The sequence below is a fragment of the Xanthomonas arboricola pv. juglandis genome (assembly GCF_001013475.1).
GTDB classification, from domain to species: Bacteria; Pseudomonadota; Gammaproteobacteria; order Xanthomonadales; family Xanthomonadaceae; genus Xanthomonas; species Xanthomonas arboricola.
Genome location: NZ_JZEF01000003.1, coordinates 432,801 through 445,301, shown reverse-complemented (window position 1 = coordinate 445,301; position 12,501 = coordinate 432,801). Strand labels below are relative to the sequence as shown.

8 protein-coding genes, 2 pseudogenes and 1 riboswitch are annotated in these 12,501 nt (G+C 67.3%); all 10 genes and pseudogenes read right to left on the bottom strand.

The genetic code is table 11. From position 1 onward, the window contains the following. Positions 1-65 precede the first annotated feature (65 nt). A pseudogene (locus tag XARJCFBP2528_RS12720) lies at positions 66-267 on the bottom strand (histidine phosphatase family protein); the annotation flags it as partial. Next, positions 264-1,310: a nicotinate-nucleotide--dimethylbenzimidazole phosphoribosyltransferase gene (gene cobT / locus XARJCFBP2528_RS12715; protein ID WP_026064072.1), complete on the bottom strand. Its 1,047-nt coding sequence runs from the start codon at positions 1,308-1,310 to the stop codon at positions 264-266. The pseudogene XARJCFBP2528_RS12720 and the gene cobT, both read right to left, overlap by 4 nt. After that, positions 1,307-1,461 (bottom strand): annotated as a pseudogene (locus tag XARJCFBP2528_RS22545) (bifunctional adenosylcobinamide kinase/adenosylcobinamide-phosphate guanylyltransferase); the annotation flags it as partial. The gene cobT and the pseudogene XARJCFBP2528_RS22545, both read right to left, overlap by 4 nt. 44 nt (positions 1,462-1,505) lie before the next feature. Next, the gene (gene btuB / locus XARJCFBP2528_RS12710; RefSeq protein ID WP_039812384.1) at positions 1,506-3,383 is read right to left on the bottom strand and encodes a TonB-dependent vitamin B12 receptor; all 1,878 of its coding nucleotides are present in this window, start codon (positions 3,381-3,383) and stop codon (positions 1,506-1,508) included. 116 nt (positions 3,384-3,499) lie between these two features. Beyond that, positions 3,500-3,722, bottom strand: a riboswitch (cobalamin riboswitch). 732 nt (positions 3,723-4,454) lie between these two features. After that, complete coding sequence (locus XARJCFBP2528_RS12705; protein WP_039812381.1) at positions 4,455-5,741, bottom strand: O-acetylhomoserine aminocarboxypropyltransferase/cysteine synthase family protein; 1,287 nt, start codon at positions 5,739-5,741, stop codon at positions 4,455-4,457. A 210-nt stretch (positions 5,742-5,951) separates the two neighbouring features. After that, positions 5,952-8,537, bottom strand: coding sequence for an ATP-dependent chaperone ClpB (gene clpB, locus XARJCFBP2528_RS12700; protein WP_024940653.1), 2,586 nt, complete (start codon positions 8,535-8,537; stop codon positions 5,952-5,954). Positions 8,538-8,735: 198 nt separating this feature from the next. Continuing rightward, a complete protein-coding gene (locus XARJCFBP2528_RS12695) occupies positions 8,736-9,539 on the bottom strand; it encodes an ATP-binding cassette domain-containing protein (RefSeq protein WP_016901313.1) in 804 nt (267 codons plus the stop codon). Then, positions 9,536-10,330, bottom strand: a complete 795-nt coding sequence (gene ssuC / locus XARJCFBP2528_RS12690; RefSeq protein ID WP_047124766.1) for an aliphatic sulfonate ABC transporter permease SsuC — start codon at positions 10,328-10,330, stop codon at positions 9,536-9,538. The genes XARJCFBP2528_RS12695 and ssuC overlap by 4 nt, the downstream gene beginning before the upstream one ends. A gap of 127 nt (positions 10,331-10,457) precedes the next feature. Next, entirely contained in the window at positions 10,458-11,441 is a 984-nt protein-coding gene (locus tag XARJCFBP2528_RS12685) for an aliphatic sulfonate ABC transporter substrate-binding protein (RefSeq protein WP_155410724.1), read from the bottom strand. An 11-nt stretch (positions 11,442-11,452) separates the two neighbouring features. Further along, on the bottom strand, positions 11,453-12,493 hold the full coding sequence (gene mgrA / locus XARJCFBP2528_RS12680) for an L-glyceraldehyde 3-phosphate reductase (RefSeq protein WP_047124764.1): 1,041 nt from the start codon (positions 12,491-12,493) through the stop codon (positions 11,453-11,455). Between the last annotated feature and the right edge of the window lie 8 nt (positions 12,494-12,501).

The following is a 12,501-nucleotide window of genomic DNA, read 5'->3' as shown; positions in this document are numbered from 1 at the left end:
TGTTGGACAGCCCCAGCATCGCGCAGATCGGCACGGCTTGCGGTCCCGATCTTGCGCAATGTCGCTGGCGCGTTCGGCTGCATACAACCCGGTGGCGAACCAAGCGCAGGTGTTACAGCGTCGAGGCCACCACCGCGTCCCATGCGCCGTCCGTGGTGGCCGCGCGCAGTTGCTGCCAGCCAGTTAAGCGAGCGGGTCGTCGAGCTGACCGCGGTCGCTGCGCTGGCCGGTGTCGCCGTGCCGCAGCAAGCTGATCTGCACACTCATGCGTCGGACACGCCGGCTTCGGCAAAGGTGGCCATGCCGTTGTGCAAGGCGCAGGCGTGACGCAGCAGCGGAATCGCCACCGCTGCGCCGCTGGCCTCGCCCAAGCGCAGGTCCAGTTGCAGCAACGGCTCGGCATCCAGTGCGCGCAGCAAGGCAGCGTGGCCGCGCTCCTGCGAGCGATGCCCGAACAACAGCCATTCGCGCACGCCGCCATTGAGATGGGTGGCGACCAGCGCTGCAGCGGTGCTGATGAAGCCATCCACCAGCACCGGAATCCCGGCCTGCGCAGCGGCGATGTAGGCACCGACCAGCGCGGCGATCTCGAAACCGCCCAGCCGGCGCAACCGCTCCAGCGGAGTCGCAGCATCGGCATGCAGGGCCAGCGCACGGGTGATCACGGTGGCCTTGTGGGCGATGCCCTCGGCATCCAGCCCGGTGCCGGCGCCGGCCATCGCCTGCGGAAACTGCGACAGCAGCGCGCAGCCCAACGCCGCGGCCGAGGTGGTGTTGCCGATGCCCATTTCGCCGCCGACAAACAGCTGCGTGTCGCAACTTTTCGCCTGGGCAACGCTTTCGGCGCCCGCGGCAAGCGCGTCGCGCAACTGGGTGGAGCTCATCGCCGGCTGCTCGCAGATGTTGGCACTGGCCGGGGCGATCCAGGCACGCCGCACCCGCGGCAACTCACCCGGGTCGTTGACCACGCCCAGATTGACCACTTCCAGGCGCGCGCCGAGCTCGCGTGCCAGCACCGCAATGGCGGCGCCACCGCGGGCGAAATTGCGCACCATCTCGCCAGTGACCGCCTGCGGAAACGCAGACATGCCCTCGGCGGCGACGCCGTGGTCGGCGGCATACACCGCGATCCAGACCCGCTGCACGGTGGGGTGCTCGTTGCGCTGCCAGGCCGCCAGCTGCACCGCCAGCTGTTCCAGCCGGCCCAGCGCGCCGTGCGGCTTGGTCAGTTGCTCCTGCCGCGCCAGCGCAGCCGCGCGCACGCGCGCGTCCGGCACCGCACAGGCACCATGGATCCAATCGCTTGTCACACCGCCTCTCCCGTCAGAACCATCGGCAAACCTGCCACCACCAGCACCACACGCTCGCACTGTAGCGCCAATGCCTGGTGCAGCCGGCCGGCCTGTCGACAAATCGAGGCGTGAGTTCGCCCAGCGGCACGACGCCCTGCCCCACTTCGTTGCGCGCTCACCTCACAGTGCGCATGCCCGGCGCAACAGCCGCGCCTACTGCGCGGCCTGATAACGCAACGTCAGCAGATAATTGCGCCCCGGCTGCGCATACCAGCGTGCGGTTTCGTACTGGCGATCGAACACGTTGTTGGCGGTGAGCGATACCTTCCAGTCCGCAGTCACGGCATAGCTCACGCGCAGATCCAGCAACCCGTAACCGGCTAGGCGCTCGGTGTTGGCCAGATCGTCGAAGCGCTTGCCGGACCCGAACAGGCTCCCGCCGACGCCGAATGCACCGAAGCTGCGGTCCGCATCGATGCGCCCGCTCTGCCGCGCGCGCCGCGGCAACCAGTTGCCGTTGTTGACCTCGCCATCGGCCTGCGGCTGCAGCCAGGTCAAGGCGCTGCGCACGGTCCAGCCGGCCAGCTGGGTGTCGTAGCCGGCTTCCACGCCGCGGATGCGCGCCTGATCGATATTGTTCGGCTGCCCGAACGGATGCGCCGCATCCACCAACGACGCGTCGTAGGCGATCAGGTCGTCGATGCGGGTCTGGAACGCGCTCAACGTCCAGGTGCCCCAGCCGTAGCTGCCGCGCAGGCCGAGCTCGGCGCTCCTGGAGGTCTCCGGCCCCAGCAACGGATTGCCGAAATCGGGGTAATACAACTCGTTGAAGGTCGGTGCCTTGAACGCGGTGCCGTAGCTGGCGGTCAGGCGCAGATGCTCGGCAACATCCCAGCCCCACAGCAGGCTGCCGGTGGTCTTGCCGCCGAACTGGCTGTTGTCGTTGCGACGCAGGCTGGCCTGCAAGGACTGCGCACCGAAGCTCTGTTGCCACTGCGCGAATGCGGCGCGGTCGATGCGGCTGTCGGCATCGTAATTGTCGCTGCTGGCGATGGCGTCGCGCTGCCAGTCGAAGCCGACCGTGAACAGGCCCGCGCCGGCAGCGATATCGGCCTGCAACGCGCCCTGCTTGCGGCGGGTGTCGTAGGTGGACAGATAGGCACCGTCGTAATACGCATCGCTGAAGTCGGAACTGCTGCCGACGCTGGCAGTGAGCTTGACCGCATCGGTAGGCGCGTAACGCACACGGCCACCGACCGCCTGCTGCACGCCCTTGGACAGGTTGCCGCCGAAGGCCGAGCCGTCGTATTCGTTGCGGCTTTGCGCGCGCAAGGCATGCACGTCGGCGTCCCACTGGCGATTGAAGCGCCAGCCGCCCTGCACGCTCAGCGAATCGTTGCGGTAGCCATCGCGATCCGGGTCGTAGTCGCTGGAGCTGGTGTCCAGATACGCGTTGATGCCATCGGTTTCGTCATGCACCGCGTTGGCCGAATACCAGCCGCCGCTTTCGCTCAGATCGCCTTCGCTGCGCCCGGCCAGGCCCGCGCTATAGCGGCGCGCATTGTCGCTGCCGGCCGCCGCGCTGAAGGTGGGCACGAAGCGGCCTTGCGGGCGCCGGGTAAAGATCTGGATCACCCCGCCCAGCGCCTCGGAACCGTACAGGCTGGAGAACGGACCACGCACGATTTCGATGCGCTCGATCTGCTCGATCGGCAGATCCTGCAGCGCCGCCCCGCCCGAGGTGGCCGAGCCGATGCGCACGCCATCGATCAGCACCACCACCTGGTCGGACTCGGTGCCGCGCAGGAACAGCGAGGTCGGCTTGCCCGGGCCGCCGTTGTTGGCCAGCGCCACCCCGGCTTCGCCACGCAGCAGGTCCTGCAGCGAATTCACCTGGCGACGCTCGATCTGCGCGCGGTCGATCACGGTGACCGGCGCCAGCGTCTGGTCCTGGGTCTGCGCAGTACGCGAGGCAGTGACCACGACCTGGTCGAGATCGATGGCGGCCTCGGCGTGGGCCAGGGTGGCCACGCACAGCGACAGCCCCGCGGCCAGCACCGCACGACGCGGCAAAACGGAAGAAACGGACATCGACTGCTGCTCCTGGAACCGCGCCTACCCGCGCGGGGGCAATGGGGGCGGCAGACAGCAACGGGCCAGCCGTCCAACGCGGCAGCGCCAGACGATCAAGGCCACGCCCACCGCGTGCCGGGTCACTCCCTCAGGCCGGTCTCCGGGCTCGCGAGTGGAGGCCTGCGCCTCCGATGCCGCGCCTTCCCATGCGACTGCACAGTGGCGTGTTGCGGCATCTGACCTCGCCCACCGTTGCGGGGGCAGCTCCGGCATTGCAGTTCGCCAAGGCGACCCGCGCACCGGATTCCCGTTTAAACCACCGCAACTCCGGCAGTCACCTCAGGGGCGCGCATGGTAGCAGGATTGGCCCAGGGCGCCTCCGAGGTCTGCGGCAGGCGGCCAAGCGCAACGCGTCGCCACGCGTCTGGATGGCGAATGGCCGATTCCTTCTCCCACCGGGAGAAGGTGCCCCGAAGGGGCGGATGAGGGTACGGAGCGAAGCCTCATGCCATGGATGGAAGCAGCATGCCGGGGATGCCGGCATGGCCGCATGCCTGCCACCGAGCGTCATCTCGCACAAGCGAGTGGGCTTCGCCCCCGTACCCTCACCCCAACCCCCGCTCCGCGCCCCGGCCCGCGCTTGCGGCGCGGGCGCTCCAAGGCACGCGCGCCCATGGCGCGCCAGCTGTGCCTCCTCGCCCCGACGGGAGAGAAGCTTCGAGCCGAACTTCATTGGCGTGTTCAAGATTTCCGGATCATGGAAGCGAAGTGCCGAGGCGGCAGCGTGGCCAGAGATTGGCGGAGAGCGGCACACGGATGTGCCGCGACGGCGAGTCAGACAGGATGTCTGCCGAGCCGAAGAGCCGATCCCCGGCCGCGCTGCCGCTTTTACCGAAGCCAGTACCGACAGGCAGTTTGCTTTGCCGTACCCTCACCCCAACCCCCGCTCCGCGCCCCGGCCCGCGCTTGCGGCGCGGGCGCTCCAAGGCACGCGCGCCCATGGCGCGCCAGCTGTGCCTCCTCGCCCCGACGAGAGAGGGGCTAGCTCGTCCCTTCCCGCACTCCTGCTCAGGTCACGGCTATCAAACCTCACGCCCCCTGCAGCGCCTGCTCCAGATCCGCCAGCAGGTCGTCGATGTGCTCGATGCCGATCGACAGCCGCACCGTGTCTTCGCTGACCCCGGCATGTTCCAGTTCGGCCGGCCCCAGCTGACGGTGCGTGGTCGATGCCGGATGCGTTGCCAGCGACTTTGCATCGCCGATGTTCACCAACCGCGTGAACAACTGCAGCGCATCCAGAAAACGCGCGCCGGCCGCGCGCCCGCCGGGCAGGCCGAAGGTCAGCACGCCCGAACCATGCCCGCCCAGGTACTTCTGCGCCAACGCATGCTCCGGATGATCCGGCAACGCGGCGTAATTGACCCAGGCAACCCGCGGGTGCTGCTGCAGATACGTCGCAATCGCCAGCGTGTTGGCATTGATGCGCTCCATCCGCAACGGCAGCGTTTCGATGCCCTGCAGGATCAGGAACGCGTTGAACGGCGACAGCGCCGCGCCGGTATTGCGCAGCGGCACCACGCGCGCACGGCCGATGTACGCCGCCTCGCCCAGCGCTTCGGTGTAGACCACGCCGTGATAGCTCACGTCCGGCTCGTTGAGGCGCGCAAACCGCTGCTTGTGCGCCGCCCACGGAAAGCGCCCGCTGTCCACGATCGCCCCGCCGATGCTGTTGCCATGGCCGCCCAGATACTTGGTCAGCGAATGCACCACGATGTCGGCGCCGAAGTCGATCGGCCGCAGCAGCGACGGCGTGGCCACGGTGTTGTCCACGATCAGCGGCACGCCATGGGCATGCGCCACCGCGGCCACGGCCTCGATATCGGTGATGTTGCCGCGCGGATTGCCGATCGACTCCACGAACACCGCCTTGGTACGTTCATCGATCAAGCCGGCAAACGCCTGCGGATCGCGATAATCGGCAAAGCGCGTGCCGATGCCGAACTGCGGCAAGGTATGCGCGAACAGGTTGTAGGTGCCGCCATATAACGCACTGGAGGAGACGATGTTGTCGCCGGCCTCGGCGATGGTCTGGATCGCATAGGTCACCGCGGCCTGCCCGGAGGCCAGCGCCAATGCACCGATGCCGCCTTCCAGTGCAGCCACGCGCTGCTCCAGCACGGCGTTGGTCGGGTTCATGATGCGGCTGTAGATGTTGCCCTGCACCTTGAGGTCGAACAGGTCCGCGCCATGCTGGGTATCGTCGAAGGCGTAGGCGACGGTCTGGTAGATCGGCACCGCCACCGCCCGCGTGGTGGGATCTGGCTGATAGCCGCCGTGCACGGCGATGGTTTCGGGCTTCCACTGCGGATCGGTCATGGCGCGGCTCGCTCGGACAGGAGTGCCGACCATAGCCGGCCCTGCACGCGTGTCTGCAAACCAGCAGTGATGACCTTATGCCGCCGTGTTGTGAGCGCGGACGATACGCCGCATGCGCCATCCCTCTCATGCAAACGGGCACTGCCTGCGCAGTGCCCGTTGCTTGCTTCAACCACTGCCAGCGATACGGCACACGATTGGCGCCGCGTCTCAGCCCTTGCCAAACACTAGCCGCCCACCCTCGGCACGCACGCGCACGGTGTCGCCGCCGAGGTACTGGCCGGACAGGATCTGCTGGGCCAGCGGGTTTTCCACCTGCGACTGGATCGCACGCTTGAGCGGGCGCGCGCCATACACCGGATCGAAACCGACATTGCCGAGCAATTCCAGCGCGGCATCGTCCAGGTCCAGCTTGAGGCCGCGCTCGGACAGGCGCTTTTCCAGCCCATGCAACTGGATGCGTGCGATCGATTTGATCTGCGCCTTGTCCAGCGGGTGGAACACCACGATGTCGTCGAGCCGGTTGATGAACTCCGGGCGGAAATGCGCCTGCACCACGCCCATCACCGCCGCCTTCATCTGCGTATACGCCTCGGCGCTGCCGTCGCCGGACAGCTCCTGGATCTGGTGCGAGCCCAGGTTGGAGGTCATCACGATGACGGTGTTGCGGAAGTCCACCGTGCGGCCCTGGCCATCGGTCAGGCGGCCGTCGTCGAGCACCTGCAGCAGGATGTTGAAGACATCGGCATGCGCCTTTTCCACCTCGTCCAGCAGGATCAGCGAATACGGACGCCGCCGCACCGCCTCGGTCAGATAGCCGCCCTCCTCATAGCCCACATAGCCCGGAGGCGCACCGATCAACCGCGAGACCGAATGCTTCTCCATGAACTCGCTCATGTCGATGCGGATCATCGCCTCGGTGCTGTCGAACAGGAAGTCCGCCAGCGCCTTGCACAACTCGGTCTTGCCCACGCCGGTCGGGCCCAGGAACAGGAACGAGCCGCTCGGACGATTGGGATCGGACAGGCCTGCGCGCGAACGCCGCACCGCGTCGGAGACGACCTTGATCGCCTCGTTCTGGCCGACCACGCGCTGGTGCAGCTCGTCTTCCATGCGCAGCAGCTTGTCGCGTTCGCCCTCAAGCATCTTGTTGACCGGGATACCGGTCCAGCGCGACACCACCTCGGCGATTTCCTCGGCGGTCACGCGGTCCTGCACCAGCTTGAAGTCGTGATGTTCGACCTCGTTGGCCAGCGCCATCTGCTTTTCCAGCTGCGGCAGCACGCCGTACTGGATCTCGCTCATCTTGGCGTAGTCCTGGCGCCGTTGCGCGGCTTCCAGTTCCAGCTTGGCGTGCTCGATCTGCTCCTTGACCTTGGTGGTGCCCTGCAGCGCGGCCTTTTCCGACTTCCACAACTCGTTGAGGTCGTAGAACTCGCGCTCGAGCTTGTCGATGTCGGTTTCCAGATCGGCCAGGCGCTGACGCGAGGCGTCGTCCTTTTCCTTCTTCAGCATCTCGCGCTGGATCTTGAGCTGGATCAGGCGGCGCTCCAGGCGATCGAGTTCTTCCGGCTTGGAGTCGATCTCCATGCGGATGCGCGATGCCGCTTCGTCCATCAGATCGATCGCCTTGTCCGGCAGCTGGCGGTCGGTGATGTAGCGGTTGGACAAGGTGGCGGCGGCAACGATCGCCGGGTCGGTGATCTCCACGCCGTGATGCACCGCGTAGCGCTCCTTCAGCCCACGCAGGATCGCGATGGTGTCTTCCACCGTCGGTTCGCCCACGAACACCTTCTGGAAACGCCGCTCCAGCGCGGCGTCCTTTTCGATGTACTTGCGGTATTCGTCCAGCGTGGTGGCGCCGATGCAATGCAGCTCGCCGCGCGCCAGCGCCGGCTTGAGCATGTTGCCGGCGTCCATCGCGCCATCGGCCTTGCCGGCGCCGACCATGGTGTGCAGCTCGTCGATGAACAGGATGATCTGGCCTTCGTTCTTGGACAGGTCGCTGAGCACCGCCTTCAGCCGTTCTTCGAACTCGCCGCGGAACTTGGCGCCGGCGATCAGCGCGCCCATGTCCAGCGACAGCACGCGCTTGCCGCGCAGGCCTTCGGGCACTTCGCCATTGATGATGCGTTGCGCCAGGCCCTCGACAATGGCGGTCTTGCCCACGCCGGGTTCGCCGATCAGCACCGGGTTGTTCTTGGTGCGCCGCTGCAACACCTGAATGGTGCGGCGGATTTCTTCGTCGCGGCCGATTACCGGATCGAGCTTGCCGCTCTCCGCACGTGCGGTCAGGTCGATGGTGTATTTTTCCAGCGCCTGGCGTTGTTCCTCGGCGTTTTCCGATTGCACGGTCTCGCCGCCGCGCAGCTTGTCGATGGCGGCTTCGATCTTCTTCTTGTCGCCACCGGCCGCGCGCAGGGCCACGCCCAGCGGGCTGGCATCGTCGGCGGCGGCCAGCACGAACCACTCGCTGGCGATGAAGGCGTCGCCATGTTGCTGGGCGAGCTTGTCGGTCTGGTTGAGCAGGCGGTTGAGATCGTTGCCGATCGACAGGTTGCCTTCCTGCCCGGAGACCTTGGGCAGCGTGTCCAGCGCCTCGCCCAGCCGCTCGCGCAGCAGCGGCACGTTGACGCCGGCCTGCGACAGCAGCGGGCGCGTGCTGCCGCCACTCTGGTCGAGCAATGCGGCGAGCACGTGCACCGGCTCGATGATGTTGTGGTCGCGGCCCACGGCCAGCGACTGCGCGTCGGCCAGCGCCTGCTGGAACCGCGAGGTGAGCTTGTCCATCCGCATGGGGATAATCCTCTGAACTGGTGGCCGGCGACGCCGACGATACCGTGCAGATGCGGCTGCCGTGCGGGGTTTCAAGGTTTGGCGGCTGCGCAGGTGCCGATGCGGGGCTGCAGGACCGGCTCACACGCGGTGGCGCCTGGGCTGGGCGGTGGGGGTTCGCCCACTGACCTGGACCACCCCGGGCCGACGGACACGTCGTTAGACGATCCGCCGCAGCGGCAGCGACGCAGGCGCCGCGGCAGGACTCTCCGCAGCCGCTGACGCCGGCACATGCGACGCCCCCAGCAGACGCGACAGCACCTGCGCCTGGATTGCCGCCAGGGCCGGCGCGCCGGGGGCACGCGGATGCGGCACCGGCACTGGCATATCCAGGCCGACCTGGCCGTGCTCGATCAGCACGATGCGATCGGCCAGCGCACTCGCCTCGGCCACATCGTGGGTCACCAGCACCAGGGTGAAGCCGTACTGACGCCACAACTGCACGATCAGCTGCTGCATCTCGATGCGCGTCAGCGCATCCAGTGCGCCCAGCGGTTCGTCCAGCAACAACAGCCGCGGCCGGTGTACCAGTGCGCGCGCCAGGGCCACGCGCTGGCGCTGACCGCCGGACAGCGCCGCCGGCCAATCGCCACCGCGTGCACCCAGCCCTACCGCGTCCAGCGCCGCCCGTGCCTGCGCACGCCCGGCACGCCCCAGGCCCAGCGCCACGTTGTCGATCACGCGCTTCCACGGCAACAACCGCGCGTCCTGGAACATCAGCCGCACCGCATTGCGCTGCGCTGCCAGCGCTGCATGACCGCTGTCGACGGTGCCGGTATCGGCCGCTTCCAGCCCGGCGATCACGCGCAGCAAGGTGCTCTTGCCGCAGCCGCTGCGCCCGACCACCGCCACGCAGGCGCCGGGTGCAATCTCCAGGTCGATACCGCGCAACACCTCGCTGTCGCCATAACGCTTGCCGATGCCGCGCAGGGTCAGCGGCAGGCCAGCGTCTGTTCCGCTCATCGGCGCAGCTCCGCTCGCTGTTGCTGCGCCGGATGCCAGCCCAGCCACCAGGCTTCCAGCCCGCGTGCGGCCATATCGGCCAGCTTGCCGAGCAGCGCGTACAGCACGATGGCCACCACCACGATGTCGGTCTGCAGAAACTCGCGTGCGTTGGTGGCCAGATAGCCGATGCCGGAACTGGCGGAAATGGTTTCGGCCACGATCAGGGTCAGCCACATCAGGCCCAACGCAAAGCGCAAGCCGACCAGAATCGACGGCAACGCACCGGGCAACAACACATCGACAAACAGCTGCGGGCCGCGCAAGCCGTAATTGCGCGCCATCTCGATCAAGGCCGGGTCCACGCTGCGGATGCCGTGATAGGTATTGAGATAGATCGGGAAGAAGGTGCCCAGCGCCACCAGAAACAGCTTGGCGCCCTCGTCGATCCCGAACCACAGGATCACCAGCGGAATCAGCGCCAGATGCGGCACGTTGCGCAGCATCTGCAAGGCGCTGTCGAGCAGGCGTTCGGCCACGCGCGACACGCCGGTGAGCAGGCCCAGCGCAAACCCGATGCTACCGCCGATGGCCAGGCCCACGGCCGCACGCCAGCTGCTGATTGCCAGGTGTTGCCACAACTCGCCGGTTTGCACCAACGTCACTGCGGCACACAATACCGCATCCGGTGCAGGCAGGATGCGCTGCGGCAGCCAGCCGCCGGAGGCCGCGACCTGCCAGGCCACCAGCAAGGCCAGCGGCACTAGCCAGGGCACCAGCACGTTGCCTAATCGCTGCGCGCGGTGACTCATCGCGCAGCCTTGTTGGTTGGGCAATGCAGCGAAACAACGACGTGCGCCTGGCCGCTCACGGATGCTCGGCATGCGTTCCGGCCTGCGCATGCGCTCCTGCTTGCGAGTGTATTCGTGCTTCCACGCATCACTTGCCCGCCGCCTGCTTGCCTGCCGCTTGCACCGCGGCAACCGCGGGCGCCCGCCATACCGCCGGGGCCACCAGCACGCGCTTGGGCAACAGGCGCTGCGCGTAGAACAGATCGGCAGTGGCCTGCTGCGCCTTGATGACCTCGGCGCTGAGCGGTTGCACGCTGGCCGGCGGGCGATGCGCCAGCGTGCGCTCGACCACTGCAGGCGACAGCCCGCTGACCTGCGCCAGCACCTTGATGCTGCCGGCGCGGTCGCGCTCCAGCAAGCCATCGGCCTGGTTGAGCTGCAGCATCACCTGCTGCACGAACGGACCCCACGCGGTGGCGTAACGCCGCGAGGACAGAAAGAACCCGCCGGTCAATCCCAGCCCTTCGCCGTTGGCGAGCAGGCGTGCGCTGCCATCCAGCGTCAATGCCGAATACCACGGGTCCCAGATCGCCCAGGCATCCACCTGCCCGGCCGCGAATGCCGCACGTGCGTTGGCCGGCGACAGATACAACGGCGTGATGTCGCGCATGCTCAGGCCGGACTTGGCCAACAACCGCAGCAGCAGGTTGTGCGCGCTGGAACCCTTCTGGAAGGCCACCCGCTTGCCCTTGAGGTCGGCCACGCGCCGCAGCGTGCTCTTGGCCGGCACCAGAATCGTCTCAGCCTTGGGCGTGGGCGGCACCCAGCCCACGTACAGCAGATCGGCACCGGCGGCCTGCGCAAACAGCGGCGGAATATCACCCGCACCGCCCAGGTCGATGCTGCCCACGTTCAAGGCTTCCAGCAGCTGCGGGCCGGCTGGAAACTCGACCCAGCTGATTCTGGTGCGCGGGAAGCGCTGCTCCAGCAACCGATGCTGCTTGGCCAGCACCAGGCTGGACACCGCTTTCTGATAGCCGATACGCAACTGCGCCGGCTCGGCCGCCGCTGCGGGTTGCAGCCACGCGATGCCGGACAACAGCAACGCAGCAATCAAAAAGCGGTAGCGCATCGGAGCGTTCCTCATTGCCAATCGGTGGACGGTTTTTCCCAGAGGTTGACGCCACCTTCGACCGCAAAGCGGTCGATCTCGGCCAACTCGTCCGCACTGAACTCGGGCGTCTGCAAGGCCGCGACGTTTTCGATCAACTGCTCCGGGCGGCTGGCGCCCAGCAGTGCCGAGCTCACCCGCGGGTCGCGCAGCACCCAGGCCAGGGCCAGCTGCGCCAGACTCTGCCCACGCCGCTGCGCGATCGCATCCAGCCCACGTGCGCGCTGCAGGTTGGCCTCGGACAGATGTTCCGGCCGCAGCGAGTCGCCACCGGGACGATTCACGCGCGCGTCGCCGGGTACGCCATTGAGGTACTTGCCGGTCAACAGGCCCTGCGCCAGTGGCGTGAATGCAATCACCCCGGCGCCGACCTCGTCGGTCGCATCGAACAGCTCGTGCTCGGCCCAGCGATTGAACAGGTTGTAGGCCGGCTGGTGGATCAGCAGCGGCACCTTCCACTCGCGCAGCAACGCGGCGATCTCGCGCGTGCGCGCCGCCGAATACGACGACACGCCCACATACAGCGCCTTGCCCTGCTGCACCGCGCTGGCCAATGCGCCGGCGGTCTCTTCCAGCGGCGTGTCCGCATCGAAGCGGTGCGAGTAGAAGATGTCCACGTAGTCCACGCCCAGCCGCTGCAGGCTCTGATCCAGGCTGGACAGCAGGTATTTGCGCGAACTGCCGCCCTGCCCGTACGGACCCGGCCACATGTCCCAGCCGGCCTTGGTGGAGAGGATCAATTCATCGCGATACGGCTTGAAGTTTTCACGCAGCAGGCGGCCGAAGTTGATTTCCGCGCTGCCATACGGCGGGCCGTAATTGTTGGCCAGATCGAAATGGGTGATGCCCAGGTCGAAGGCGGTCCGCAGCAATGCGCGCTGCGTGTCGATCGGTGTGCTGTCGCCGAAGTTGTGCCACAGGCCCAGCGACAGCGCAGGCAGGACAAGGCCGCTGCGGCCGACACGGCGGTAGGCGATGCGGTCGTAACGATCGGGATGTGCGAGATAGGTCATCAGGGTAT